28 protein-coding genes are annotated in these 25,461 nt (G+C 41.9%); 7 read left to right on the forward strand and 21 right to left on the reverse strand.

Annotation, left to right across the window (positions count from 1 at the left end):
• Positions 1–19 precede the first annotated feature (19 nt).
• Together ACFQ3S_RS16680 and ACFQ3S_RS16685 are read right to left on the reverse strand one after the other, a co-directional pair.
• Complete coding sequence (locus ACFQ3S_RS16680; protein WP_377166538.1) at positions 20–1,027, reverse strand: NAD(P)H-dependent glycerol-3-phosphate dehydrogenase; 1,008 nt, start codon at positions 1,025–1,027, stop codon at positions 20–22.
• 260 nt (positions 1,028–1,287) lie between these two features.
• Positions 1,288–1,881, reverse strand: a complete 594-nt coding sequence (locus tag ACFQ3S_RS16685; protein ID WP_377166540.1) for a hypothetical protein — start codon at positions 1,879–1,881, stop codon at positions 1,288–1,290.
• A 48-nt stretch (positions 1,882–1,929) separates the two neighbouring features.
• On the opposite strand from ACFQ3S_RS16685, the gene ACFQ3S_RS16690 reads away from it, so the two are divergent.
• A complete protein-coding gene (locus tag ACFQ3S_RS16690) occupies positions 1,930–2,787 on the forward strand; it encodes a transglutaminase family protein (RefSeq protein WP_377166860.1) in 858 nt (285 codons plus the stop codon).
• 87 nt (positions 2,788–2,874) lie between these two features.
• On the forward strand, positions 2,875–3,636 hold the full coding sequence (locus ACFQ3S_RS16695; RefSeq protein WP_377166542.1) for a DUF4846 domain-containing protein: 762 nt from the start codon (positions 2,875–2,877) through the stop codon (positions 3,634–3,636).
• A 159-nt stretch (positions 3,637–3,795) separates the two neighbouring features.
• Here ACFQ3S_RS16695 and ACFQ3S_RS16700 read toward each other — a convergent pair whose 3' ends face one another.
• From ACFQ3S_RS16700 to ACFQ3S_RS16725, 6 genes are all read right to left on the reverse strand, one after another.
• Positions 3,796–4,206 carry a hypothetical protein gene (locus ACFQ3S_RS16700; RefSeq protein WP_377166544.1) on the reverse strand — a complete coding sequence of 137 codons (411 nt, stop codon included), beginning with the start codon at positions 4,204–4,206 and terminating at the stop codon, positions 3,796–3,798.
• A 2-nt stretch (positions 4,207–4,208) separates the two neighbouring features.
• On the reverse strand, positions 4,209–4,505 hold the full coding sequence (locus ACFQ3S_RS16705) for a HepT-like ribonuclease domain-containing protein (protein ID WP_377166546.1): 297 nt from the start codon (positions 4,503–4,505) through the stop codon (positions 4,209–4,211).
• Positions 4,506–4,555: 50 nt separating this feature from the next.
• A complete protein-coding gene (locus ACFQ3S_RS16710; RefSeq protein WP_377166548.1) occupies positions 4,556–4,846 on the reverse strand; it encodes a nucleotidyltransferase family protein in 291 nt (96 codons plus the stop codon).
• 48 nt (positions 4,847–4,894) lie between these two features.
• On the reverse strand, positions 4,895–5,812 hold the full coding sequence (locus ACFQ3S_RS16715; protein ID WP_377166550.1) for an alpha/beta hydrolase: 918 nt from the start codon (positions 5,810–5,812) through the stop codon (positions 4,895–4,897).
• A gap of 6 nt (positions 5,813–5,818) precedes the next feature.
• Positions 5,819–6,911 (reverse strand): peptide chain release factor 2 gene (gene prfB, locus ACFQ3S_RS16720; protein WP_377166552.1). Its coding sequence is split into 2 segments (ribosomal slippage): positions 5,819–6,850 and positions 6,852–6,911, totalling 1,092 coding nucleotides; the frame shifts between segments, so codons are not numbered across the junction.
• A 94-nt stretch (positions 6,912–7,005) separates the two neighbouring features.
• Entirely contained in the window at positions 7,006–7,443 is a 438-nt protein-coding gene (locus ACFQ3S_RS16725; protein WP_377166554.1) for a hypothetical protein, read from the reverse strand.
• Positions 7,444–7,702: 259 nt separating this feature from the next.
• Here ACFQ3S_RS16725 and pgi point away from each other — a divergent pair, with 259 nt between their 5' ends.
• Positions 7,703–9,349 carry a glucose-6-phosphate isomerase gene (gene pgi / locus ACFQ3S_RS16730; RefSeq protein ID WP_377166556.1) on the forward strand — a complete coding sequence of 549 codons (1,647 nt, stop codon included), beginning with the start codon at positions 7,703–7,705 and terminating at the stop codon, positions 9,347–9,349.
• Positions 9,350–9,422: 73 nt separating this feature from the next.
• On the opposite strand, the gene ACFQ3S_RS16735 is transcribed toward pgi, so the two are convergent.
• Genes ACFQ3S_RS16735 through dnaG form a run of 3 tightly spaced genes read right to left on the reverse strand, consistent with a single transcriptional unit; the run spans position 9,423 to position 12,813 of the window.
• Positions 9,423–10,496 carry a glutaminyl-peptide cyclotransferase gene (locus ACFQ3S_RS16735; RefSeq protein WP_377166558.1) on the reverse strand — a complete coding sequence of 358 codons (1,074 nt, stop codon included), beginning with the start codon at positions 10,494–10,496 and terminating at the stop codon, positions 9,423–9,425.
• A gap of 11 nt (positions 10,497–10,507) precedes the next feature.
• Positions 10,508–10,876, reverse strand: coding sequence for a YraN family protein (locus ACFQ3S_RS16740; protein ID WP_377166560.1), 369 nt, complete (start codon positions 10,874–10,876; stop codon positions 10,508–10,510).
• Complete coding sequence (gene dnaG / locus ACFQ3S_RS16745; protein WP_377166562.1) at positions 10,876–12,813, reverse strand: DNA primase; 1,938 nt, start codon at positions 12,811–12,813, stop codon at positions 10,876–10,878. Before dnaG ends, ACFQ3S_RS16740 begins: the two co-directional genes overlap by 1 nt.
• A gap of 136 nt (positions 12,814–12,949) precedes the next feature.
• Between dnaG and ACFQ3S_RS16750 the strand changes: the two genes are divergently transcribed.
• Positions 12,950–13,453 (forward strand): DUF6252 family protein, encoded by a 504-nt coding sequence (locus ACFQ3S_RS16750; protein WP_377166564.1) that lies wholly within the window; start codon positions 12,950–12,952, stop codon positions 13,451–13,453.
• On the opposite strand, the gene ACFQ3S_RS16755 is transcribed toward ACFQ3S_RS16750, so the two are convergent.
• Entirely contained in the window at positions 13,454–14,074 is a 621-nt protein-coding gene (locus ACFQ3S_RS16755) for a hypothetical protein (protein WP_377166566.1), read from the reverse strand. It lies immediately after the preceding gene.
• A 96-nt stretch (positions 14,075–14,170) separates the two neighbouring features.
• On the opposite strand from ACFQ3S_RS16755, the gene asnS reads away from it, so the two are divergent.
• Positions 14,171–15,607 carry an asparagine--tRNA ligase gene (gene asnS, locus ACFQ3S_RS16760; RefSeq protein WP_377166568.1) on the forward strand — a complete coding sequence of 479 codons (1,437 nt, stop codon included), beginning with the start codon at positions 14,171–14,173 and terminating at the stop codon, positions 15,605–15,607.
• Between the two features lie 80 nt (positions 15,608–15,687).
• Here asnS and ACFQ3S_RS16765 read toward each other — a convergent pair whose 3' ends face one another.
• Genes ACFQ3S_RS16765 through ACFQ3S_RS16790 form a run of 6 tightly spaced genes read right to left on the reverse strand, consistent with a single transcriptional unit; the run spans position 15,688 to position 21,797 of the window.
• Complete coding sequence (locus tag ACFQ3S_RS16765) at positions 15,688–17,034, reverse strand: DUF58 domain-containing protein (protein WP_377166570.1); 1,347 nt, start codon at positions 17,032–17,034, stop codon at positions 15,688–15,690.
• Positions 17,035–17,039: 5 nt separating this feature from the next.
• A complete protein-coding gene (locus ACFQ3S_RS16770; RefSeq protein WP_377166572.1) occupies positions 17,040–18,017 on the reverse strand; it encodes an AAA family ATPase in 978 nt (325 codons plus the stop codon).
• 3 nt (positions 18,018–18,020) lie between these two features.
• Entirely contained in the window at positions 18,021–19,190 is a 1,170-nt protein-coding gene (locus tag ACFQ3S_RS16775) for a DUF4350 domain-containing protein (RefSeq protein WP_377166574.1), read from the reverse strand.
• Positions 19,187–19,948 carry a DUF4129 domain-containing protein gene (locus ACFQ3S_RS16780; protein ID WP_377166576.1) on the reverse strand — a complete coding sequence of 254 codons (762 nt, stop codon included), beginning with the start codon at positions 19,946–19,948 and terminating at the stop codon, positions 19,187–19,189. Before ACFQ3S_RS16780 ends, ACFQ3S_RS16775 begins: the two co-directional genes overlap by 4 nt.
• Positions 19,949–19,951: 3 nt before the next feature.
• Positions 19,952–20,851 (reverse strand): hypothetical protein, encoded by a 900-nt coding sequence (locus ACFQ3S_RS16785; protein WP_377166578.1) that lies wholly within the window; start codon positions 20,849–20,851, stop codon positions 19,952–19,954.
• A complete protein-coding gene (locus ACFQ3S_RS16790; protein WP_377166580.1) occupies positions 20,829–21,797 on the reverse strand; it encodes a stage II sporulation protein M in 969 nt (322 codons plus the stop codon). The genes ACFQ3S_RS16785 and ACFQ3S_RS16790 overlap by 23 nt, the downstream gene beginning before the upstream one ends.
• A gap of 92 nt (positions 21,798–21,889) precedes the next feature.
• On the opposite strand from ACFQ3S_RS16790, the gene ACFQ3S_RS16795 reads away from it, so the two are divergent.
• Positions 21,890–22,633, forward strand: a complete 744-nt coding sequence (locus ACFQ3S_RS16795; protein WP_377166582.1) for an RDD family protein — start codon at positions 21,890–21,892, stop codon at positions 22,631–22,633.
• Between the two features lie 66 nt (positions 22,634–22,699).
• Here the strand turns inward: ACFQ3S_RS16795 and ACFQ3S_RS16800 are convergent, their stop codons facing one another.
• A complete protein-coding gene (locus tag ACFQ3S_RS16800) occupies positions 22,700–23,032 on the reverse strand; it encodes a DUF2752 domain-containing protein (RefSeq protein ID WP_377166583.1) in 333 nt (110 codons plus the stop codon).
• Positions 23,033–23,036: 4 nt separating this feature from the next.
• A complete protein-coding gene (locus tag ACFQ3S_RS16805; RefSeq protein WP_377166584.1) occupies positions 23,037–23,501 on the reverse strand; it encodes a DUF5684 domain-containing protein in 465 nt (154 codons plus the stop codon).
• 102 nt (positions 23,502–23,603) lie between these two features.
• Between ACFQ3S_RS16805 and ACFQ3S_RS16810 the strand changes: the two genes are divergently transcribed.
• The gene (locus ACFQ3S_RS16810; protein WP_377166586.1) at positions 23,604–25,031 is read left to right on the forward strand and encodes an L-serine ammonia-lyase; all 1,428 of its coding nucleotides are present in this window, start codon (positions 23,604–23,606) and stop codon (positions 25,029–25,031) included.
• Positions 25,032–25,147: 116 nt separating this feature from the next.
• Here ACFQ3S_RS16810 and ACFQ3S_RS16815 read toward each other — a convergent pair whose 3' ends face one another.
• Entirely contained in the window at positions 25,148–25,429 is a 282-nt protein-coding gene (locus tag ACFQ3S_RS16815) for an ATP-dependent Clp protease adaptor ClpS (RefSeq protein ID WP_377166588.1), read from the reverse strand.
• Positions 25,430–25,461: the final 32 nt, after the last annotated feature.

A 25,461-nucleotide genomic window follows, 5' to 3' on the forward strand; every position in this document is an offset into this window, starting at 1 on the left:
GAATTTGTTTATATCAATACTAACTCAATAGTTCGGCCAAACGCCTCATTTCTAAAAGTGGGGAGTGTTTTTTATACAAAACACGGTACACAGCCTCGCATATAGGCATACTAACTGTGTATTGTTTATTTATCTGGTGTAGGCAATTTACTGCATAATAACCCTCAGCCACCATATTCATTTCCAGCTGGGCAGAAGTTACGGTGTAACCTTTGCCAATCATGTTGCCGAACGTACGGTTACGGCTAAATTGCGAGTAGGCGGTCACGAGCAAATCTCCCAAATAGGCCGACTCTTTAATGTCGCGATCAATAGGATGTATTGCATTCACAAAATTCTGCATTTCGCGAATGGCATTAGAGATTAGTACCGCCTGAAAATTATCGCCATAACCTACACCATGGCAAATACCACTGGCTACAGCGTAAATATTCTTTAACACAGCGGCGTACTCGGTACCATAAATATCGTCAGATACTATGGTTTTAATATAACGGGTATTCAACATACCGGCAAACAGGGAAGCCAGCTCAGCATCGGCCGAGGCTATGGTGAGGTAGGATAATTTTTCTAAAGCCACTTCCTCTGCATGGCAGGGGCCACTTATAACCAGGAAATCACTAAACGGAACTTCATAATATTTATGCAAAAACTCGCCAATAATCAGGTTTTCATCGGGCACAATACCTTTGATGGCCGAAATTATCTTTTTACCTGCGAAGTTGGCCGGGGTAATGCCTGTAAGCACACTTTTTAAAAATGCGGCAGGCACGTTAAGCAATACAAAATCGGCCTGGGCAATTAAGCCTTTCAAATCTGTAGAAATATTTTCGGCAGGCACTTTAACCTCTACCGAACTCAGGTAATTAGGGTTATGCCTATAGTTTTGAATGTCTTCTACCGCTTGTTGACTTCGCATCCACCAAAAAATCTCTTTTGGTGCACTATTGTCTGTCAGCATTTTAATGTTAGCGGTGGCCCAACTGCCTCCTCCTACTACCAAAATTTTATGTGGGTGCCCTTGCATGAATAGATTTGAACACGGCTGATGGTTTAAACAACCGATGAACAAAGGTATAATTTTTTGATTTGAACGATAATTTGATTTAATATAACCGGCTAACTATCCTGTTTTACTTCATATTATTTCAATTTTTAAAAAAACTTCACATTTTTTTATGCATATGATCCGTATTGCATGCAGCTGGGGGGAAAATAGTGAAACGTTCTTGGTGTTGAATATGATTGCATGAATTAAAAATATAAAATTTTACCGCATGCAAATCTCTAAAATTTAATTAAGAAATCTTCTTTCACCTGCCCTGGTTTAAAATACATTAGCCCCAGCCAAAATAAGTTAACCGATGCCGTTACTTTATGGTGCGAGGCCATAATGCTCCAGGAGGTTTTGGTCAGCGTATTTTCGGGAATATTTTTAACGATGAGCACGATGTGGGGATGTACTTTTGATAGCAGCCGGTTAAAGTAGTCCATAGCGCTTTGCGGGTTGCGTTGCACATCCAAAAAAACCACGCCCGGCGGCGTAGCATCTTTCCAATCGGCTATATCAGTTGTTTTTTTGAATTGAATATTTACGCAAACCTGCTGTAAAATGGTATAATCTGTAGCATGGTATTTACCTAATATCCAAATAGTTTGAGGATTATTATCGGCGGTAATCCGGTAAAGGAGTTTGTCGGTAGAATTTAATTTTTTTCCCAACCCTGCTTTTTTTTCAATCTGGGTATATACTTTTTTATTCGAAAAGTCGTAAATTACTTCATCAACCAGCCGGTACACAAAAGGCGAGTGCAGCCCGTGCCGGTTTTTAGCTTTACGCTGATGAAAAAAATGACTTAAAGTAAACTTTAGGGTAAACATGGTTGTAAAAATAGATAAAGCTTTAATATTTTGAAGAAAGAGGCAGACATGATTAACGAGGCAGAAATCCATTCACTCATCCGGTTGCTGGATGACCCTGACCGGGAGATCTACGAGCATGTGCATGAAAAACTCATATCGTATGGTCCCACGGCTATAACTTACCTGGAAAATGCCTGGGAACAGGCATTTGACCCTATACAACAAGAGCGCATTGCCGATTTGGTACACGAAATTCAGTTTGGTTTGGTAAAAACCGACCTGGAACTATGGCAGCAAAGCGGAGCTTTCGATCTGTTGCAAGGCGTACTGATCATTAATAAATACCAGTATCCCGATTTGGATGAACAAAAGATCATTAACCAGATAGAAGCCATTAAGCGCGATATATGGATGCAAATGATGTTTGAAGGTAGTCCGGCCGAGCAGGTAAAGTTAATTAACTACGTATTGTATAACATATATGGCTTTAGCGGCAATACTACCAACCACCAGGATCCGCAAAACAGCTACCTCAACCAGGTGCTGGAAACCAAGAAAGGCAACCAGATCTCACTGGCCATTATTTATTCGATAGTTGCCCAAAAACTCGATATACCTATTTACGGCGTTAACCTGCCCCAGCATTTTATATTGGCTTATTTAGATGAAACCTCCAAAGCCGAATTTGAAAGCGGCATCTTGTTTTATATCAATGCTTTCAATAAAGGCTTTATTTTTGGCAGGCGCGATGTGGATCAGTTTCTGAAACAATTAAACTTAAAGCTCGACAAACAATTTTACGAACCTTGCAGCAACACCGATATCGTACGCCGGATACTACGTAACCTCATCAGTGCTTATGAAAATTTAGGGTCGACAGAAAAAGTGCAGGAGCTAAATGAATTACTGTCGGTGCTGAACTAATTAGGCTTTTTATTATCCTTAAAATCAGCTTAACAGACTAAATGATAGGTAAAATTTGTCACTATATTACCTAAACCTGTTACATTTATGAGATCAGTTAGCCTCGTCATATTATTTTTTGTAATAACGGCTTTTATAAAACCGCAGACCGTTAAAACGCGCTTTAAAGTGACGACAGGGTATAGCAGGATTGCAACAACAACCGGTAGTTTCGCGGCCTGGCTGCAAAGCCGAAAACTTAAACCGGCGGGTACCCACACGCTTACTTACCGTGGCAACATAGCCCGAACCAACCCTTACACCGCGGCTGTAATTGACATAAGCGTTGGTGAGCAAAATCTGCAACAATGTGCCGATGCCGTAATGCGTTTAAAGGCCGAATATCAATACAGTAAAAAGGACTACAAAGCCATTACCTTTAATTTCACCAGCGGCTTTAAATGTGATTTTGTACACTTTGCCGAGGGCTACCGTTATGAGCAAAGCGGTGTATGGAAAAAGCTAACCAAAAAAGATTATAGTTACCGCAGCTTTATAAATTACATGAACCTGGTGTTTTCTTATGCTGGTACACTTTCGTTAGAGAAAGAACTAAAACCCGTAACCAATAGCAACGACCTGCAAACTGGCGATGTATTTATTAGAGGCGGTTCGCCGGGTCATTGTTTTATGGTGATGGATGTGGTGGTTAATAAAGCCCGTCAAAAGAAATTCTTGTTAGCGCAAAGCTTTATGCCAGCTCAAAACATACAGATCGTACAAAATGGTTCGCCATGGTTTAGTTTAAACGCACCTGCAAATATTCCGTATGGCGAACTGATTAATGCTGCTTATTTGAAGCGATTTTGAATGTTTAAGTTACACTAATGTACACTACTATAGTTTGCCTGTCATTTAGAAATATTATGCTGAGATAATGGTCTTCTTCATTGGGAATACTTCTGTTAAATACATTAACAATCTGAGAGTTTGACGTTCTTCCCATAATCTGGTCAAGTTCGGCAGAGCCTATAATCTCTCTTTGTGTAAGCGTTTATCTGCTTTTAAAGCATTTAACAGTGTGTTATAATCCTCTTTTGCAAGCTTGATACTCGAAACGGAAATATAGTCGCCGTGAAAATCAGGATAAGATGCAGTTTTTTTGACAATGACAGCAGATTTAGGTATCTTCCTTAATGTAACCGTTTTAAACTCTTCGTAATAAAATTCATCAGTAGGATAAATTGCTGTATATATGGAATAAGCGAGCCAAACATAAATGGGCACCAACACTGCTATTGCTATAATTTTATATCCTAATCGTGTAAGCCACTTATAAAATAACACGCTTAAAACAACGGGGATTGCAGCAAAAATTACAACTATAATAAATATAAAAAGAATAAATACAATTGTACTGGCATCAACATTTAATAGCACACTTACCCCTCATTTATAATTATTTGCTTAATATCCTCACGATTTTGAGGTAATTGGCGGGTAACTATCAACCAAATTATTTCATAATCAATTCCGAAGTATTCGTGACTAATCAAATTTCTTAACCGATACATTTCTTCCCAAGGAACATGTGAATATTTATCCTTTATTGATTTGGGTAAATTCTTTGAAGCCTCACCTATTATTTCGAAATTTCTTATTACCGCATCTACTGTTTTATAATCTAACTTAAAGCTATCGAAATTAAGGCTATCTGTGTACTCTTTCAACCTTTCCATTGATAACTGCATATCCTGAAGGTACAAGATCGGATCTCTTTCGCTCGCTTTCAAATGTATTTAACTTGATTAAGTATTGAATCCTTAATACGTTCTTTTAATGCACCTTCGGTTACAAGATCTACCTTTATACCCAAGGTTTGCTCCAAATATTTCTCTAAGGTAAAAAAGCTCCATCCTACAGGTTGCGAAAACTCAACTATTATATCCAGGTCGCTATCATTGTTTTGAACACCCTTAGCATAAGAGCCAAAATAACCTATCCTGCTTACCTTAAATCTATCAACTATATCCGGTTTTATATGCCGTAATTTATTTTCAACCTCTACATTAGTAAGCATAATGATATCAAATAAGTTTAATTGTAGCGCCTATTTCAAATATATAACTTATTTCGCCGCTAACCAACCATTAGCATCCATCCAGTTCGCGCAACGGTCGAACCATTGGTCTTTAGTGGTTTTATTGTTTAAACCAAACCCGTGACCACCGGCCTGGTAAGTATGCAACTCTCCCTTAACACCGGCTTTTACCATGGCCTGATAAAACACAACGCTATTCATTACCGGTACGGTCTTGTCATCTTCGGCATGTACTAAAAAGGTGGGCGGTGTATTGGAGGTTACCTGTTTTTCGTTGGAATACAGGTCTATCATTTCCTGGCTTGGTGATTTGCCCAGCAGGTTATCTTTCGAACCTTTGTGAGCCAGTTCGGCCAGGTTCACTACCGGGTATAATAGCACGCCGAAATCGGGGCGTAGGTTAATATTGTCTTTATTATCAATCACCGCTTTATCAAAATGAGTTAAGGCTGTTGAAGCCAGGTGCCCACCGGCTGAAAAGCCGATGATCCCTACCTTACCAGCATCAACGCCCCACTCTTGTGCCCGCTGCCGTATAAGTTGTATGGCACGCTGCGCATCCTGCAACGGCCCAATGGTTTTGTCCACCATTATGGAGTCGCTTGGTAACCGGTATTTCAGGATGAACGCGGTAACCCCTATCTCGTTAAACTTACGCGCTATGGCATAGCCTTCGTTTTCCATGGACAAAAAACTGTATCCTCCACCCGGACAAATTACAATTGCAGCACCGTTAGCTTTTCCCTTTTCGGGTACGAAAGGGATCAGTACCGGGTTACTGACCTTACTGGCACGGCTATTCACCGTTTTTTCGATATAGGTGCCAGCCGGTGTTTTCTTAGAGCCGGGTACACCTTTTGGGTACAGGTCTACGGTTTTTCCTTCTTGTGCAAAGGCAAAGTTTGCCATAATGGCTAATGCTAACGTGGTTAAAATATTTTTCATGTGTGCTTAAATTTTGGGTCCACCAAATTCCATGAGGTACGCTTTCAAAAACTCGTCCAAATCACCATCTAATACAGCCTGGGCGTTGGAGGTTTCATGATCGGTACGTAAATCTTTTACTAATTTATAAGGGTGCAGTACGTAGTTGCGTATCTGTGATCCCCACTCTATTTTCTTCTTGTTACCCTCAATAGCATTGCTGGTTTCCATCCGCTTCCGCATCTCAATTTCGTATAACTGCGATTTCAATAAGCGGATAGCGTTCTCCTTGTTCTGCAACTGTGAGCGCGATTCCTGGTTTTTGATCACAATTCCTGATGGCTTGTGGTATAAACGTACGGCAGTTTCTACCTTGTTCACGTTTTGGCCGCCTGCACCACCCGAACGGAAGGTTTCAAAATCAATATCGGCCGGGTTCACATCAATTTCAATAGTATCGTCAACCAACGGGTAAACATATACCGATGCAAAGGAGGTATGGCGCTTAGCATTGGCATCGAACGGCGATACGCGCACCAAACGGTGTACGCCGTTTTCACCTTTAAGGTATCCGTACGAAAAGTCGCCCTCGAATTGCAGTGTAACGGTTTTTATACCGGCCACGTCGCCCTCTTGTGAGTCTTGCTCGGTTACCTTGTAGCCATTTTTTTCTCCCCACATCATATACATGCGCATCAGCATATATGCCCAGTCGCAGCTTTCGGTACCACCGGCACCGGCGGTAATTTGCAAAACGGCATTCAGCTGATCTTCTTCGGCCGAAAGCATATTTTTAAATTCCAGTTCCTCAACCGCTTTGGTAGCCAGGTCAAACTGTTGTTTTACTTCTGCTTCGGTAGCATCGCCGCTCTGTATAAACTCGTACATCACACCGGTATCTTCTACCGTGGCTAATACTTTTTGGTAAGCATCCGTCCATATCTTTTTGGTTTTAATGGATGCCAGTACCTTTTCGGCCTCCTTAGGAGCGTTCCAAAAATCGGGGCCTATGGTTATTTCCTGTTCTTTAGCTAATTCTTCCAGCTTTTTATCGATGTCAAAGATGCCTCCTCAGGGAAGCTGCTCTATCCCTCAAGTCTTGAACTTGTTCTTTTGTCATGTGGCAAATATATATTAATTCGTAAAATTTAATAAACACAAAAAAGGCCCCGATGTTATCGGGACCTTTCTATTATATCTGCAAAAAATTTGTATTAGGCTATCATCAACTTATTTACCAGGCCATTAAGATCGGCGCGGTTACCATTCAATTGTGAGAGCATAGTGCCTAAGGCAAATTCTTCGGTTTGTTTGCTGTTGCTCAGCTGAACCAATTGTTTCATTACAGCAGGAATTAATGAGTTGGCTGCTGCCTGGGCCGAAGCCATATCGATGCTGTAAAATTTATTAATCCTGTTTGCAAACTTATTGATCATACTGGTCACCATTGATTCGTTATAACTACCCGAAAACTGGAAGTATTTGATAACATCCTTAATATGACCGCTCTCCATCTGGTTTTTTAAAACTTCGATGATAGAACTCGAAGCTTCATTTATAACAGCTTCACGTGAGCCGGCTGGAATTACCGGATTGTTCATAACAGCCATACCGGCGTTATTTTTTACAAGCAAAAAAAGTTTTTCAAACATGGCTAAATAGTTTTAAGCAGATTTAATAAAATGATGAAAATACGGTTGATATTTTAACGATAAACCAAATATAATAAATAATTGTTCTGAATTTCAGAATAAATTGTCATAAAAATTCAATTTTTCTCAATTCAAAAGTGTACTTAAAACACTAAGATTATAGTGTATTTTTAACATTAAGTACTTATTTTTAAAATAGATTTGGCTGGTAAAGCAAACATTAAAAGCTTACTTTTGGTTGTATTTAAATACATCAATTATGCTGCCAAATATTGATTTTACTACCACCAGGGCCTACCAATACCTCACCGATCATTTCGAGGAATTAGAGGTTACACATCTTAAAGACCTTTTTGCTGCGGATAAAGAAAGGTTCAGCAAATTTTCAGTTTATTTTGAAGACCTGTTATTTGATTATTCTAAAAACAGGATTGACGATAAGACTATAGCTTTATTAATACAGTTAGCAAAGGAATGTAGTTTAAATGAGGCAATTGCCGCCCTTTTTAACGGTGATGTAATTAACGCTACCGAGCAACGCCCCGTACTGCATACCGCCTTACGCAACCAAAGTAATACGCCGGTATTAGTTAATGGCAAAAACGTAATGCCCGAGGTGAATGCCGTGCTGCAACACATGAAAGAGTTCAGCGAATCGGTTATTAGCGGCGACTGGAAAGGTTATACCGGCAAACCCATTACTGATGTGGTAAACATAGGTATAGGCGGATCGGATTTAGGACCGGTGATGGTGACCGAAGCACTTAAATCGTACAAAACACGTTTAAACCTGCACTTTGTATCAAATGTTGACGGTACACACATAGCCGAAACCTTGCGCGGTGTTGATGCCGAGACCACCTTGTTCCTGATAGCCTCTAAAACGTTCACCACGCAGGAAACTATGGCCAATGCCAATAGTGCCCGCACTTGGTTTTTAGATGCCGGTGCCAGCGAAGCTGATATTGCCAAACACTTTGCCGCCCTAAGCACCAATGCCGCCGCAGTTGAAAAATTTGGGATAGATACCGCCAATATGTTCGGTTTTTGGGATTGGGTTGGTGGCCGCTACTCATTATGGAGCGCCATTGGCCTATCGATAGCTTTAAGTGTAGGCTTTGATAACTTTGAAGAATTATTAGGTGGTGCCCATGCTATGGATAACCACTTTAAAACTACCGAATTTGAAGAGAACATACCAGTAATTGCTGCTTTAATGGGCATTTGGTATAATAACTTTTTTGGTGCCGAAAGCCAGGCAATTTTGCCTTACGACCAGTACATGCACCGCTTTGCTGCTTACTTTCAGCAAGGTGATATGGAAAGCAATGGTAAATATGTAAACCGTAACGGTGAGCCGATAGAATATCAAACCGGACCTATTATATGGGGCGAACCGGGTACTAATGGCCAGCATGCCTTTTACCAGTTAATTCACCAGGGTACTAAAATTATTCCTTGCGATTTTATTGCACCTGCACAATCGCACAACCCGCTTGGCGAACATCATACCTTGTTACTTTCTAACTTTTTTGCCCAAACCGAAGCTTTGATGAATGGCAAAACCTATGACGAAGTAGTGGCCGAATTACAAGCCGCCGGTAAAAGCGAGGAAGAAATAGAAACCTTAGCACCTTTCAAAGTGTTTGAAGGCAACCGCCCTACCAATTCTATTTTGCTGAAGAAAATCACACCGCGCAGCCTGGGTTCGTTAATAGCCATGTATGAGCATAAAATATTTGTACAAGGCATTATCTGGAATATTTACAGTTTCGACCAATGGGGTGTTGAACTGGGCAAGCAACTGGCCGGTAAAATTTTACCTGAGCTCAGAACAGCCGACGACATTGAATCGCATGACAGCTCAACCAATGGCTTAATCAATCAATACAAAGAATGGCGGTAAGCATCCCTAAATAAAGATTAGAGACAAGAAACAAGACTGCATCAAACACAGTGCATCTCATCTCTAATCTTTATTAAACACCCCCTTTAGGGGGCTGGGGAATTATTCTGATTTGATACACCTTAGGCCAGTTCTTACCTGTTACAAACATACGCTTACCTGCCGCATCCCAGGCTATACCGTTCAATACGTCGGCTGGTTCGGGGCGTGGTTCGGGGAATAATGTAGTGAGGTTGATGCGACGTAGCACAGCTCCTGTTTTAGGGTCTATTACTACTATATCATTATTTTGCCAAATGTTGGCGTATAGCAACCCGTCTATATATTCTAACTCGTTCAGGTTGTTGATAGGTCCTTTATCATCATACACTTCAATTGCCCTAACGGTGCGGTAATTATTTTTATCCATTACTAATATCTGGTTGGTACCAGTGGTAGTATTATACAGGTATTTACCATCATTACATAAGCCCCAGCCTTCGGCACCCTGGGTGTAGTTAAATTTAGATATAAGTTTTAGGGTGGCCTTATCATATACATACCCTACCTTTTCGTGATAAGTAAGCTGGATCACTTTATTATCGATCACGGTAATACCTTCGGCAAAAGTCTCGCAATCATTATCTACCTTTTGCAGTATTTTACCGTTAAGGTCTGTTTTGCGCAAACTGGATTTTTGGCCTTCTTTGCAATAGCCGCCATCGCTTTCATATAATACGCCATCGTGATATTCCAATCCTTCGGTGAACGAGGCGGTATCGTGCGGGAAAGTTTTCACCACTTCAAACGTGTATTTTTCGGGAGCTTTAGCGGCCAGCAGGTTAATATTGGTGCTTACCTCTTCGGCCTTACCGGCGCTGTAAATTTTAGCGGTAATAGTTTTTGCACCCAGGCCCAAGGTATCTGTAAACAAATCGAACGCGGATGAATCTTTACGGTTGGCAATACGCGCCGAATCTAACAGGTACACCACCGAATCGGCTTTATAACTGGCCGGATAGCTCACTTTTACATGCACCTTATCGCCCTGCTTATAATTGCTGCCTGCATCGGGGCTAATCTCAATATTAACCGATTGATTGTTTGGGGTACAACTGTAAGCTGCTAATAATATAACCGCTATATAAAATAGATATTTATGCTTCATTCTAAATTTCATTAATAGGCCGACGGCCAAAAGGCATCTTCAATATGTTTTAAGCTATACGTGTTTTGTGCGGTAAAAAGTATTGCCACAATATCAAAACGTACTTCGCCCTGGTGGTTCATTAAATAAATATATTCGTCGGCCGCGCTGGCCATTAACCTCTGCTTGCGATCATCTACAAAATCTTCGGGTTCGCCAAAGCCGTTGCCGGTGCGCGTTTTAACCTCGGTAAATATAATAGTTTGATCTTTATAGGCAATTAAATCGATCTCGGCTTTGCCAAACGTCCAGTTCTCGTCTAAAATTTCGTAGCCGATAGCTTCTAAATGGGCTTTAGCCATAGCCTCTCCCCTGCGGCCTAAATCATTATGAGTTGCCATTATTTAATAATAACCGAACCTAAATAATCTACAATATGCTTTTCTATCTTTTTCATTTGCAGGTACTGGCTCATAATTATATCCTGATCGGTCGGCTCCTGCGCACTTTGCAGATCCAAACGCAACTGGTCTAATATCTTACCAACCTTTTGCTTTTTGAGGTGAAAGATAGCGCCTAAAATAGTTGGCTTCATGTTCATCTGCTCTTCATGGATAAAAATACGATGCATATTATACCAGTTCTCGCTCAGGGTATATTTAGTGGCCAGCAGGTCTACCGCCAGGTCTACAATGTGCTTAGCCGGGTAATGAATAAAAAACTTCTCGTCGGGCAACACGCCATTCTCTAACTGGTTTTTGTAGATCTCTACAAACTCCTTGCAATCGGGCTGTTCAAATTCTACATCGCTTAATTCAGCAACAATAAATGGCCCTATATAAGTATTGGCGATGTTGTCCCAATTAATGATCTGGTTACCATAAACCAGCAACAACCTAATAATCTCCCGCTCCTGCGTTAGGCTGGCATCGGCACGTTTATTTTCGGGTTCAAGCTCAGCAAAAGACTGCTGCTCGTCGGGCATTTCCTCCAGCTGCTGGTAGTTTGCCCGCTGTTGACTATCCTTTTTACTCTTGGCCAGCTTCATTTTGTTAAGCTCGGTCAGCAAAACGCGCTCATCTATCTGCAACTGGTGGCTGCACTCGCGTATAAACACTGAAGCTTTAATAGAATCAGGGATCTTGGCAATGCTCTCCACAATTTCGCGGATCACGTTAGCGCGTTGTATTGGATCGGTACCGGCTTCTTTTAATAAGATGCTGGTTTTATAGAGGATGAAATCTTTTTTATTTTGATCGATATGCGCTTTGAACGCGCTGCTCCCCACCTTGCGCACGTACGAATCGGGGTCGTCCCCATCGGGGAAGGACACTACCTTTACGTTCAGGCCTTCTTCCAAAATAAGGTCTAATCCACGTAGCGAGGCCTTGATACCCGCCGCATCGCCATCATATAATATGGTAATATTTTTGGTGAAACGGCCAATGAGCCTGATTTGCTCTACTGTTAATGAGGTGCCCGATGAAGCCACCACATTTTCAATACCGGCCTGGTGTACCGAAAGCACATCGGCATAACCCTCTACCAGGTAGCAGTTATCCTCATCGCGAATAGCTTTCTTGGCAAAGAATAAACCGTAAAGCACATTAGACTTGTGGTAGATCTCCGACTCGGGCGAATTGACGTATTTAGGTACATTCTTATCGGTTTTAAGCGTGCGCCCACCAAATGCAATTACCCTGCCGGTAAATCCATGTATAGGAAACATAACCCGGCCACGATACCTGTCGTACAACGTACCATTATCCCGTTTAACCGAGAGGCCGCTTTCTTCCAGGAACTGAGGTTGGTAACCTTTTTTAATAGCTTCGGCACTGAAAGCCTCCCAATGATCGGGCGAGTAACCCAATTCAAATTTCTTGATCACCTCCGGGGTAAAGCCGCGCTCTTTAAAATAGCTGAGGCCTATGCTTTTACCTTCGGTGGTATCCCACATGGCTTCCTGAAAAAACCTGGCGGCATAGCTGGTTACCACCATCAGGTTTTCGCGGTAGTTGTTGGCTTCGGCATTTTCGGGCTTGTCCAGCAGTTCTTCTACCTCAATGTTGTACTTTTTAGCCAGCCATTTAAGCGCTTCGGGATAGGTAAACTTTTCCAGTTCCATTAAAAAGGTAACGGCCGAACCACCCTTACCCGTAGAAAAATCTTTAAAAATACCTTTGGCAGGCGACACCGTGAACGAAGGTGTTTTTTCGTTAGCAAAAGGCGATAGACCTACGAAATTGGCGCCGCGCTTTTTTAACTGCACAAACTCGCCAATTACCTCGACAATGTCTATGGCTTCCATTATTCTGTCTATAGTGCCCTTGGTGATCATGCTTTAAAACAAGGTAACAAAAATATAGAAATATCTTTTGAAATACCCGCCGTCAGGGTCAATTTTATTAATTTAAAAATAGATACATCCATTACATAAACAACTACGTATAAGCTATTATATTTGATGAACGCGTATGAAATTATTAACTATCGCTGCTCTGCTAATTACTTCATTGTTTATTGCTTCTTGCCAAAAAACAGACCAAAACGAAGTAACCATTAATTACTATATGAAGGCCACTAAAAACGATAAAGCCTGGGCTGCACTTAATTTAACCAGTTTAAAAAAGACCAATAACGATACCCTGACCATAAAAGCACAAGCTATTCCCGAAGGCAGCGCTTTGCCCGATGAAACTTTAATTATTACCCTGGTAGCTAACAACGAAGGTCAGTACCAACCCATCAGAAACAAAACAGCCTATATAACCACTGTAGGTTTAGATGTGGTAACCAATACTTATGTGTTAACTACCGAAAGCACTAATACGATCACCATTACCGATTTGGATGAAGAGGATAAAACTTTGAAAGGCTCCTTTAACCTTAAATTTAAGAACGCTAACCCTAAAGCCCCGGCTACCGATGTGATCACCTTTAAAAGCGGCGACTTTTTTAGCAATATCCTCTATCAGTAGTTAGTTAGTAACGCGTTTGTTGCTTTTATTGCTGTAACCTAACCAGGTATGTAATGCCAGCAATACTAAACCCGATATGATCATGATTATTTTGATTATCGGCGATAATACATTTCTGAATAAGATCGGACAAAAAATTAAAACCGATGCTATAATGATTATAAAATTCAGATAACGCTTGTACGTACCATAGCGGGAATGATCAATCCACATTTTTATCTGATCGCTGTCTGGTGTAAACTCAAGAAGTATTTTAAACTGTTTCAATGCAATAAAGTAGTCACTGAGTTGATAATGTGCATACCCTTTTTGAAAACAAACTGACAGATACCAAGTCTCTTCTGCCGGGTTTATATGGAGATAGATCATATTTTTTTCTATCACCGGAAGAAAATATAAAGCCTCGTCAATGGCCTTGTTATACCGGCCTGTATCAACCAGGGCTTTTATGTATTGACTTACTATAGCTAAGTACTTTTTCAAATCTGCTATTTCATCAAAATCATTTTCCTGATGTAGTATCTCCGCATTTTTCTTCATAAAATTAATTACGTAATACGGATCTGATGTGTATGCCTCCTCGTAGGCATAAAAAATTTCATGAAGCTGATAATTATTCATTTACAAATGTGCGTAAAGTAGGGTGAACACTTTAATGCAATTAATATAGGCGATAAAGTTCAAATATGTACTTTTGCGCTTCATAAATAATGGAACATGAGCGATCGTATTAAAATTAAAGCACTGCTGCAAACTACACCGGCAAACCAGGAAGTAAACGTTAAAGGATGGGTGCGTACCTTCCGTAATAACCAGTTTATCGCTTTAAATGATGGCTCAACTAATAGCAATATCCAAATTGTTGTCGATTTTCAGAACACCGACGAAACCCTTTTAAAACGCATTACCACCGGTGCTGCCCTGAGCGTGACCGGTAAGCTGGTAGCCAGTTTAGGTAAAGGCCAGGCGGTTGATATTAAAGCTACCCATATTGAAATATTAGGTGACAGCGACCCGGAAAAATACCCGCTGCAGCCTAAAAAACACAGCTTAGAGTTTCTACGCGAAATTGCTCACTTGCGTTTCCGCACCAATACGTTCGGTGCTATATTCAGGGTGCGTAACAGTTTATCGTTTGCGGTGCATACGTTTTTCCAGGAACGCGGCTTTGTGTACTTGCATACACCCGTAATTACAGCATCGGATGCGGAAGGTGCCGGTGAAGCTTTTAAAGTAACCAACCTCGATCTCAACAACCCTCCGCGTACCGAAAGTGGCGAAATAGATTACAAGCAGGACTTTTTCGGCCGTGCTACCAATCTCACCGTATCGGGCCAGTTAGAGGGCGAATTAGGCGCTATGGCTTTGAGCGATATCTACACCTTCGGACCAACCTTCCGTGCCGAAAACTCCAACACTACCCGTCATCTGGCCGAGTTTTGGATGATAGAGCCCGAAATGGCTTTTTACGACCTGGCCGATAATATGGACCTGGCCGAAGCATTATTAAAGTATGTAATTAGCTATGCCTTAGAGCATAACCGCGAGGATATTGAATTTTTAACCCAGCGTTTAACCGAAGAGGACAAGAGCAAACCACAACAGGAACGCCAGGAAATGACCTTGCTGGAAAAACTGCAATTTTGCCTGAATAATGATTTTGAGCGTTTAACCTACACCCAGGCTATCGACATTTTGAAAGATTCGACACCTAATAAAAAGAAAAAGTTCCAGTACCTGATTGAAGGCTGGGGTGCCGATCTGCAATCGGAGCATGAGCGTTACCTGGTAGAGAAACACTTTAAAAAACCGGTTATTTTGACCGATTATCCTAAAGAGATCAAATCTTTTTACATGCGCCAGAACGACGATGGCAAAACCGTAGCTGCCATGGATATTTTATTCCCCGGCATTGGCGAAATTGTAGGCGGTTCGCAACGTGAAGAACGTTTAGATAAACTGGAACAGCGTATGGACGAGATAGGCATCCCTAAAGACGACCTTTGGTGGTACCTGGATACCCGCCGCTTTGGTGGCTGCCCTCACGCCGGTTTTGGTTTAGGCTTTGAACGCTTGGTACTGTTCGTTACCGGCATGGGCAACATCCGCGATGTGATCCCTTTCCCAAGATTCCCTAAAAATGCGGAATTTTAATAGTTGAAATTACCATTATAAGAGCTCATCATTAAACATCGGAAAGTAGCGGCCATTGTATTGAGGGGAATATAGTTGATCTATATCCGCTGCCTGGCTTTCAGCTCCAGATACCGGTTAACGGTGTTAATGGTGAGGTTTTGTGGCGAGGTTAATATAGATTGAATACCATGCTTTGCCAGTTCCTTAACAATCAGTTTTTTGTCGTAGGCAAACTTTTCGGCAATGGTCTTTATGTAGATACCTTCCACATCTTTAGCTGGTTCCTGACTCAGTTTTTTAAGTTCTGTATTCTCAAAAAACACCACCAGCAATAAATGATGACTGGCAATGCGTTTTAAAAATGGGAGGTGCCTGTTTAAGGACGATAAGCTTTCATAATTGGTAAACAAAACTACCAGGCTGCGCTGTTTAATTACCCGCCTTACGGTGGTGTACAGCATTTCCATATTGGTTTCCAGGTAGCGGGTCTTTTCTTTATAAAGTACCTCTAATATTTTATTGATATGCGCCGGTTTGCGGTCGGCCGGTATAATTGCGCCGGTTTTTTCGGCAATGGTAATGATTCCGGCCTTGTCTTGTTTTAGCAGAGCCACATTAGAGAGTACCAGGCTGGCGTTAATAGCATAATCCAACAGGCTTAACCCCTCAAAAGGCATTTTCATGGCGCGCGATTTATCAATAATGCAATAAACCTGCTGCGATTTTTCATCGGTATAATTATTGGTCATTAAACTGCCCTGCCGTGCCGATGCTTTCCAGTTAATGTTGCGGTAGTCATCACCGGGTACGTAGGTTTTAATTTGCTCAAACTCCATACTGTTGCCCAGCCTTCGGATCTTTTTGATCCCCATTTCATTCAGCCGGTTAGAGATGGCCATGAGCTCATACTGGCGCATTTGCAGAAACGACGGATATACCGGCAGTACTTCTTGCTCGGCAAAATTATAACGACGGCTTAGCAGCCCTAAAGGCGAATGCACAAATACCCTGATCATTCCAAAATCATACTCACCCCGCTTTAAAGGTTTTAATACATAACTGATCAGTTTATGCTGACGTGATGTAATGCTGGTTTTAAACCACACATCCCGCTTTTGAAACTGGTGCGGTATTTCATCAATAATACCAGCCTGTATGCCAAATGGGTAAAAATTCTCGATGTACACGGCCAGCTCATTATCATCGCCGTTACTGAGGCGCTCGGGAGCCTGGCGGCGGGCAAATACGCCATTGCGGGTACGGTATAGTAACAACGCATCCAGCATTGCCAGTAGCATAAGCGCGCCAAAAAACAACTCCGGCAGTAAACCCAGCCACTCAAAAAAGAAACGGAACAGGAAAAACACAATACAGGCTATCAGCCCGGCTAATAAGCGGCGGGTTAAAAACAGGTTGGTATAAAACAGGCTAATGAGGTTTTTCACGCGTGTTACCGGGGTATTTCTATTTTCTGAATAATTTGTGCCACCACTTCATCGGGGGTAACGCCTTCCATTTCCTTATCGGGGGTAAGCATCAGGCGGTGCCTTAACACAGCAGGAGCTATCCATATAATATCTTCAGGAGTTACAAAGTCGCGGCCTTTCATGGCGGCTAAAGCTTTTGCACCATTCACGATAGCTAAGGATGCACGCGGCGATCCACCCAGGTAAAGCGATTTATTGTTACGTGTTTCGTGGATGATTTTAGCTACAAATTCCAGGATCTTAGGCTCTACATACAATTCACGCACCTGCTTGCGGATGCTGATAATATCCTGTGCCGAAAGTACGGGCTGTATATCGGTAAGCTGTATGGCGGTTTTTTGCTGATGCTGGCGGGTAAGGATGGCGATCTCATCTTCCAGCGTAGGGTATTTTACTTCTATCTTGAACAAAAAGCGATCTAACTGGGCCTCGGGAAGCCGATAGGTTCCTTCCTGTTCAACCGGGTTTTGAGTAGCTAAAATGATGAAAGGTTCTTCCAGATTATATTGATGACCATCTACCGTAATTTGACGCTCTTCCATTACCTCAAACAAGGCTGCTTGCGTTTTGGCAGGGGCACGGTTCACCTCATCTATCAGTATAATATTGCCGAATACAGGTCCGCGTTTAAACTCAAACTCGGTGGTCTTTGGGTTAAACACCGAAGTACCTATTACATCCGACGGCATCAAATCGGGCGTGAATTGGATGCGGGAATACTGCGCGTCTATAGCACGGGCAATTAACTTGGCAGTTAATGTTTTGGCTACGCCGGGCACACCTTCTATCAGCAAATGACCATCGGCCAAAATACCGGCAATCAGCAGGTCAATAGTATCAAGCTGACCAACCACAATACTGCCTATGGTGGCTTTAATTTGTGCTACGGCCTGGCTAAGTTTAGTAAGGTCGGTTCTTTGTTCAAATATTTCTTCTTCCATGAGTTAGCGGGATTGGGAATAAAATTTTTCTATAGCCTTATTCAGTTCTATCAGTTCCTGATCGTTCACCTTGGGCTGTACGTGTATGTAGTTGATGAGGTTAATTAGCTGTTTGGCAAAATCGGGATCTATACCAGTTTTTTGTGCCAGCGCGTTCACAAATTCCATGTTTAGCACCGTGGTTTTAAGGTAGTACTTAGTGCGCCAGTACTCTAACAGGTAAGTGATCTTTTTATGGGCTATGTTTCCATTATCGCGCCGCTCATAATACACCTGGCCTACCACGGTTACAAAATCGAGCGTGTTGTTTTGAAGCGGTTCTATAACCGGGATAATGCGCTGCCGGCGCTTAACCTCATATATTACAAATACGAGGGCGGTTATCAAAGCTATATAATAAGCCCAGCGCAAGCTATCATGACTAAATATTACCCGCAACGGCGATTGGTCTACATCAATATCTTTATTTTGATACTGGTCCCAATATACGTTTTGTGATACCGGCAGGTAGGATAGGGCTTTGGAGGCATAATTGGCACCCTGCGGGGTAAGTAAGCTATAATTGGTAAACAATTGCGGGTTGGCACATAAGTATAAATGCCCTTTGCCAAAGGCCAAGCTCAGGTAATTAGCGTGCTTCAATGTATTTTGCCCTATAACCACGGCATGAGCAGTATCAAACCGGCTAAAATACTGACTGCAAATATCCCTTTGAAAACGATAATAAGTAGAGCGCCCGAGCGTGGGGTTTACAAAATTTAGCGCCACATTACCTTTATTATATTCGGCCTGGGTACGTAACTGTAAGGTATCGGTTAAAAAACCATCCCAGTTAAAAGCCGTCATAAATACGTTATTGCCAGCCTTTACAAACTTAACCAGTTCTTTATAATCGTACTTGTTCAACTTAATGGTGCGGGCTACTATAAAATAATTGCCTTTGATGCCTGTGTTGTGCAGCGCATTATAAACAGGCGCGTTAATGCGTGTTACCTTACTGCCGGGATATAAGGCCCCCAACTGATTGTGCAGGATATAAGTTCCGAACGGAATTTTATCGCCATAATATAATGTAGGCGCCCAGTTAACCGGTAGCGGCTTATTGTATTGAGCTATGAGGTAGGCTGCTAATAACAGAGCCCCGGCCCAGGTGATGATCTTAAAATCTTTCATGCCAGGGTTTGTTTAAAGTTGGCAAATAAAGTCTTAATATTTTGGAAGGCTTGGCCATTAATGGTGAACTCACCATACCAAACAAACTCAAACTGCCGGGTTAATACGGTAAAGGCTTCGCGTTGTTGAGGATTGGTTAATTCATCAATATAGGCGGTATTGGTTTTGTCCAGTTGCCAGTGTATCAGCCCTGCATCGCTTAGTTGCTTTAGTGCTTTTAAATACAGCAGCCTTACCGCCAAACGATAGTTATGTTGGGCAATGGCGGCGTCAATATCGGTATCGAAATTGATTTCATGTATGTTTTCCAGGGTTTCGGCATAAGGTACGCCGGCATCAGCAGGTTTGCGTTTAAACAGGCCGGTAACATCAACTCCCAGTACTCTTAATACCAGGAAAACAACAGCGGCCAGTCCTAACGCTATAAACAGGTACTTTAAAAATACGCCAATAAAGTTCAAGAAGCTACTCTTTGTCTTTAAGTCCACATTATCAAACAAATGCCAGAACCAGCGCCAAAATCGTCTCCATAATGAGGGCTGCGATGCTACATCATCATATTTAAAATCAGATTGTTTTTTAAATTGGGCTATGCGGGTACTATCCAAGGTACGTACCTCAACTTGTGAGCTATCCATACGCAAAACCAGTTTTACCTTGTACTTTACAACCTTGGCTTTAACCTTTATATTGGGTTGCCCAGCCTGCGCATAACACAAGGGAAGTAACAAAAATAACAGCAGGTATATATAGCGCATCAATTAGTATTCTTCGGCCGGTAAGTTACTATCGGGGTGGTGGGTGCCAAACTGGTTAATGCGGTCGTTTAGGCCGGTGCCTTCTTTAATTTCGTTTAAGTTGTAATAGCACAGGCCCAATGCAACCAGTAGCAATATAAACAAAACCTGACCTAACTGCTGCACTAATGTAATTACAATTAGTACAGGTGCCGATGTCGCGGCAGTTTTAGTACCATGAGTTAAAGCATTAATCACTGTAATAATAATTGTAGGGAAGGAAAATATCATGTAACCGATATAAACAATCAGCATCATCACGAAGAGAGTTCCGAAGGTAGTCCACCAATTGTTCTTAATTAGATTAAAACTACGATTAAAGGCATAAGTAAAACTGGTATTCTCCATAATAATGATAGGAAAAACCAAACCAAATATTGGCGACACATATACGCCCGGAGCAATACATAAAACTGTAGCCAATACCGATAAAATACTCAATACAAAGGTGCCAACAAATATTCTTATAAAGTAATATTTAATATGATCCCAAAGTTCATTATTGGTAGGGGCGATATTGCCTTTTTGTTTATATAAAGCCATAAAGCTTAAAACAACATTTGTCATGAGCGAATAATTAAGCATGATAAAGAACATGCTTAAAAAATATTCTATCCCAAAACGGTCAAACATTGTATCAAAAGACTGAAATCCCTGGTTGTCAAAAATCCGCTTTTGATATTCAAATAGCTTTACTTGCTGTAAAGAATAAGTAACCGCCGTGGCTAACAATAACAGGCCGCAAAAAGTAAACACTGCTTTAAATAACGGTTTAAAGTTTTGTTTCACAAATACAAAGGTGTCGCTAATGGTTTCGCCAAGGTCGCGGGTTTTAGCTAATTCAATCTTCTGTTGCTGCTGCATATAAGGAAGGATTTTTAGATAATTTGTTAGGGTAAATAATAACGTACCAAATGAGGAAGGCCAGCGAGCCGCCTAAAATACTCAGGCTAAGCCATACAGGCATTTCGGTATGGCGGGTTACAAAGCTTTCAAAAAAGGCTGCTACAATAAATATAGGTACCAGGCCAATTACTATCTTCATGCCGTCTTTAGCCCCTCTTACAAACGAGGTCATTCGTTTATACGTTTTGGGGAAGAGCAATGCATTACCCATAATTAAGCCGGCCCCGCCAGCAATCACTATCGATGATATTTCGAGCGTACCGTGTATCCAGATTACCAGGATAGATTGCCAGCCCAGCCCTTTGCTAAAAAAGTAGTACTCGAACGAGCCCAGCATAATGCCGTTTTGGAGCAGGAAATACACCGTACCCACCGATGCGAATATGCCGCTCACAAAGGTGATAAATGAGACATAAATATTATTAGCACCAATGGCGAAAAACATAGTAAACTCGTTGTGTGACTTGTAAACGCCGAATGGATCGCCTTTGGCAATGTTCTCGTTAGTCATGTTTACATACTCGGGGCCTAATATAAGGGTAACAAACTTATCATCGTACATAGCCGATAGGGCACCTAATAAGCAAAAAACCACAAAAAAGATAAGCGAGTACAACAGTGGCTGGTGGTAGGTTTTAAACAGTAACGGCAACTCATACAACCAAAATAGCTTAAACCTATTACTTTTAACACGCTTGTTCTTGTATATAGACTGATGCAGGCTGGCAGCAAGCCCGTTTAAATAAGCCGTGGTTTTCGATTTTGGATAAAAGGTTTTGCCATAAGCCAGGTCGTCGGTTATTTGTATAAAGCGGTCGGCCAGTTCATCGGGGGTACCGGTAATGCCCTCTTCAAAGCTTTTCCATTTGGCGGCATTTTGCTTAACAAATAAGGGTTCGCGCATGGGTTTGGGTCAATTATTAAAACTGGCTTAAAATAAAGAGAAAAACCGTAGCTTTCAATTAAAAATAGAGTTTTGATTATATATTTGTTAGCATGCAAACCGTTACCGTACACACCTCCCAAAATATTGATATTGATTATGAAGTAGCCAGCCTGGGCGACCGCGTACTGGCGCGGTTAATTGACATGGCAATATTCTTCCTGATTATAATTTTGGCAGGGCTCATCATACTCATGAGCGATGGTTATGAAGCGTTAAGTAATGTTATGATTGTTGTATTGATTGTGATTTACGCTTCGTTATATGTGTTTTACGATTTGGTTTGCGAGGTATTTATGAACGGCCAGAGCGTAGGCAAGCGGCTAAGAAAAATTAAAGTGGTAAGTATTGATGGTGCCCAACCCTCCATAAGCCAGTATTTACTGCGCTGGCTGTTCAGGATCGTAGATTTTACCTTGACTTCCAGCCTGTGCGGATTAATCAGCGTGGCCGTATCCGACAAAAAACAGCGCGTAGGCGATATGGTGGCCGGCACTACTTTAATAAAAACCGAACCGCGTACCCAGGCCGAACACATTGCCTTTAACCCGGTAGAAGAAAACTACGAACCCCAGTACCCGCAGGCCACCCAGCTCAGCGACCGCGATGTTGAACTGATACACGAAGTGATACGCACTTATATGCAAACCGGCAATACCATGGTGGTTTATAACATGGCCGAGAGAGTAAAAGAGCATTTAAGTGTTCCGGCAAGAGAAGATATCAATAGCCTGGAATTTTTAGAAATAATACTGAAGGATTATAATTACTTAACAGCACAACAAGCTGAATTGTAATGTTAACAATTTTAAAAATCAATTAGAACTGCAAATAGTGGTACTGTTTAATCCCTTTTAACGCTTTTAATGAACCATTTTTATAACATAGCTTACCAATAAAAGGCAACCGGTAGCTACCGCAATAGGTGTTTTAATGTACTGTTTCGGGTCGAAATTATATCGCTTATCAAGCCAGTAAATAAGGGCTAAAATTATTAAGGGAATGGCACCCGGATATAGTGCCCAGCTTTGGGCTAAATTCCCTTTGAGCAGTTGAACAACAGCCCTTTGAAAACCACAGCCGGGACAATCAATACCAGTAATATATTTAAACGGACAAGGTAGTAAATGCTTTTGCAGCCAGTCGATAATAACGTACTGGCTGCTAAAGCAAATTATGGTTTTAAAACCCCACATGTAATTAATATTGTGTTGGAGGGGTAGGCGGGTTGTTATTGTTGTTAAATGGATCGCGGAAATCGTTACGGTTGAAGTTACTTACACCACCTAAGCCGGCAGGGCCTAAATAAGTATAGTTTCCAAAACCTAACATCGGTATAAATACAAATGGTAAAAGAACCATACCAACGGTAAAACCTTCGCTTTGTCCAAAGCTCTTGCTTAACAAGTTCCATGTCCAGATAATAAATACAAAGTTCACACATGGTATTAAGAATAGCACTATCCACCAAACTGGTTTACCTACAATTTCGAGTAAAACGATTAAGTTGTAAATAGGGATAATAGCTGCCCAACCTGGCTTTCCGGCTTTTTCAAAAACTTTCCATAGGCCGACTATTACTACGACCAAAAAGACCAAGTAGAGTAAGCCAAAAATACCCGAAAAGATACCTACGGCTGCAGATGATGAATCGTAATTTTCCATTTTTTTGTTTTTTTTAGGTGATTGTTTTGTGGCATAAATTATAGATATAATTTTACTTATCCAATAGCGTTACCAAATTTGCTATGCGTAAATTTGTACCACATGCAAAGAGAGCAGATTTCGGTATTCGATATTTTTAAAATAGGCATTGGGCCGTCCAGTTCGCATACGCTGGGCCCATGGCGCGCGGCACAGCAGTTTGTAAAGGTTTTGCAGCAGCAAAACGTACTGCAGGATGTAGTGCAAATTAAAATATTGCTTTACGGCTCGCTGGCTAAAACCGGCAAAGGCCACGGTACCGATATTGCCATACTGCTGGGCCTGAGCGGGCACGACCCGGTAACCTTCGCGGTAGATCAACTGGATTCCAGTATAGAGCAAATCCATCAATCGAACCACTTAATTTTGGGCGGGCAGCAACAAATAAGCTTTTTTGCGGAAGATGACCTGCTTTTTTTATACAGCCAGAGTTTGCCTTTTCACCCTAACGCGGTAACCTTCCAGGCATTTTTAAGTACAGGCAGAGCCGTTTCCGAAACGTATTACTCCATAGGCGGCGGCTTTGTGGTAAAAGAAGGTACCGAAGACGATCATGGTACCGAGGTTGACCTGCCTTTCCCTATTGAAACCGCTAACGAATTGCTGCACTGGTGCCGCAAAACAGGTCTCAAGATCTCCGACGTGGTAATGGAAAACGAAATGGCCTGGCGCCCGGAAGCCAAAACCCGTGAGGGTTTGCTCCAGATAATGCAGGTATTAAAAGAATGTATTTACCGGGGCTGCCACACTACCGGCTATTTACCGGGTGGCCTAAACGTAGCCCGCCGTGCCGCCGGATTGAACCGCCGCCTGGTAGGCGACCAAAGCTACCAAAACTTTAACGAGTGGATAGGCGTGATACGGCAAACGGGAAATAGTTTTCAGAATATACTGGACTGGGTAAGCTGCTTTGCCCTGGCCGTAAACGAAGAGAATGCCTCGTTTGGCCGGGTAGTAACCGCACCCACTAATGGTGCTGCAGGGGTTATACCGGCAGTGCTGATGTATTATGTGGTGTTTTGCGATGCTTACAGTGATGACAAGATCATCCAGTTTTTATTAACTGCCAGTGAAGTTGGAAGTATCTTTAAAAAGGGTGCTACCATATCGGCTGCTATGGGTGGTTGCCAGGCCGAAATCGGTGTATCGTCGGCTATGGCCGCGGCTGCTTTAACCGAGTGTTTAGGTGGATCGCAACGTCAGGTACTCATGGCTGCCGAAATTGCGATGGAGCACCACCTCGGCCTCACCTGCGACCCTATTGGCGGCCTGGTACAAGTGCCCTGTATCGAGCGTAATACCATGGGGGCTATCAAAGCCATTACCGCATCGCAACTGGCCCTGCAAACTAACCCCGATAATGCCAAGGTAAGCCTGGATGCGGTAGTTAAAACTATGTGGCAAACCGCTTTAGACATGAACTCCAAATACAAGGAAACTTCAGACGGCGGACTGGCTATTAACATCCCCATAAGTTTGCCGGAGTGTTAGTTTTGGTTGAATGGTTGAGTAGGGAGTAGTTGATTTGTTGAATATTTAGGAAACCTGAAACAAAGAAAGCGGTGATTGACTTGCATTATCAACCAATCAACCACTTAGTCAATCAACTAATCTACCGTAACGGTTAAGCCCTCTTGCTGAAGAATTTTGCGGTAAACTTCCATTTCGGTAAAGGAGCCTTCAAGTACGGCGCATTTGCCTTCGTTGTGCACCTTCCATGCTATCTTTTCAGATTGTGGTTCGGAGTATTGCAAATACTTCATCATACAGTAAATCACGTGGTCAAAAGAGTTCACGTCATCGTTCCATAATATAAGGCGGTGCATTTCTTTCAGGCTCGCCAGTATCTCTTCAAGCGTTAGCGTTTCTTCCTGTACTTCGGTTGGCATATCTGTGGCAAAGATACCTAAAAGCCTTAAAT

This window comes from Mucilaginibacter terrae, assembly GCF_042679325.1.
Taxonomy (GTDB): domain Bacteria; phylum Bacteroidota; class Bacteroidia; order Sphingobacteriales; family Sphingobacteriaceae; genus Mucilaginibacter; species Mucilaginibacter terrae.

Bases quoted from the DNA above. Each gene is read 5' to 3' on its own strand.
- ACFQ3S_RS16680 (WP_377166538.1), bottom strand. From the start codon at position 1,027: ATGCAAGGGCACCCACATAAAATTTTGGTAGTAGGAGGAGGCAGTTGG.
- ACFQ3S_RS16780 (WP_377166576.1), bottom strand. From the start codon at position 19,948: ATGCGCTATATATACCTGCTGTTATTTTTGTTACTTCCCTTGTGTTAT.
- asnS (WP_377166568.1), top strand. From the start codon at position 14,171: ATGAGCGATCGTATTAAAATTAAAGCACTGCTGCAAACTACACCGGCA.
- ACFQ3S_RS16750 (WP_377166564.1), top strand. From the start codon at position 12,950: ATGAAATTATTAACTATCGCTGCTCTGCTAATTACTTCATTGTTTATT.
- ACFQ3S_RS16705 (WP_377166546.1), bottom strand. From the start codon at position 4,505: ATGGAAAGGTTGAAAGAGTACACAGATAGCCTTAATTTCGATAGCTTT.
- ACFQ3S_RS16740 (WP_377166560.1), bottom strand. From the start codon at position 10,876: ATGGCAACTCATAATGATTTAGGCCGCAGGGGAGAGGCTATGGCTAAA.
- ACFQ3S_RS16685 (WP_377166540.1), bottom strand. From the start codon at position 1,881: ATGTTTACCCTAAAGTTTACTTTAAGTCATTTTTTTCATCAGCGTAAA.
- ACFQ3S_RS16715 (WP_377166550.1), bottom strand. From the start codon at position 5,812: ATGAAAAATATTTTAACCACGTTAGCATTAGCCATTATGGCAAACTTT.
- pgi (WP_377166556.1), top strand. From the start codon at position 7,703: ATGCTGCCAAATATTGATTTTACTACCACCAGGGCCTACCAATACCTC.
- dnaG (WP_377166562.1), bottom strand. From the start codon at position 12,813: ATGATCACCAAGGGCACTATAGACAGAATAATGGAAGCCATAGACATT.
- ACFQ3S_RS16775 (WP_377166574.1), bottom strand. From the start codon at position 19,190: ATGAAAGATTTTAAGATCATCACCTGGGCCGGGGCTCTGTTATTAGCA.
- ACFQ3S_RS16805 (WP_377166584.1), bottom strand. From the start codon at position 23,501: ATGGAAAATTACGATTCATCATCTGCAGCCGTAGGTATCTTTTCGGGT.
- ACFQ3S_RS16735 (WP_377166558.1), bottom strand. From the start codon at position 10,496: ATGAAGCATAAATATCTATTTTATATAGCGGTTATATTATTAGCAGCT.
- ACFQ3S_RS16770 (WP_377166572.1), bottom strand. From the start codon at position 18,017: ATGGAAGAAGAAATATTTGAACAAAGAACCGACCTTACTAAACTTAGC.
- ACFQ3S_RS16790 (WP_377166580.1), bottom strand. From the start codon at position 21,797: ATGCGCGAACCCTTATTTGTTAAGCAAAATGCCGCCAAATGGAAAAGC.
- ACFQ3S_RS16755 (WP_377166566.1), bottom strand. From the start codon at position 14,074: ATGAATAATTATCAGCTTCATGAAATTTTTTATGCCTACGAGGAGGCA.
- ACFQ3S_RS16810 (WP_377166586.1), top strand. From the start codon at position 23,604: ATGCAAAGAGAGCAGATTTCGGTATTCGATATTTTTAAAATAGGCATT.
- ACFQ3S_RS16815 (WP_377166588.1), bottom strand. From the start codon at position 25,429: ATGCCAACCGAAGTACAGGAAGAAACGCTAACGCTTGAAGAGATACTG.
- ACFQ3S_RS16695 (WP_377166542.1), top strand. From the start codon at position 2,875: ATGAGATCAGTTAGCCTCGTCATATTATTTTTTGTAATAACGGCTTTT.
- ACFQ3S_RS16785 (WP_377166578.1), bottom strand. From the start codon at position 20,851: ATGCAGCAGCAACAGAAGATTGAATTAGCTAAAACCCGCGACCTTGGC.
- ACFQ3S_RS16710 (WP_377166548.1), bottom strand. From the start codon at position 4,846: ATGCTTACTAATGTAGAGGTTGAAAATAAATTACGGCATATAAAACCG.
- ACFQ3S_RS16690 (WP_377166860.1), top strand. From the start codon at position 1,930: ATGATTAACGAGGCAGAAATCCATTCACTCATCCGGTTGCTGGATGAC.
- ACFQ3S_RS16725 (WP_377166554.1), bottom strand. From the start codon at position 7,443: ATGTTTGAAAAACTTTTTTTGCTTGTAAAAAATAACGCCGGTATGGCT.
- ACFQ3S_RS16800 (WP_377166583.1), bottom strand. From the start codon at position 23,032: ATGTGGGGTTTTAAAACCATAATTTGCTTTAGCAGCCAGTACGTTATT.
- ACFQ3S_RS16795 (WP_377166582.1), top strand. From the start codon at position 21,890: ATGCAAACCGTTACCGTACACACCTCCCAAAATATTGATATTGATTAT.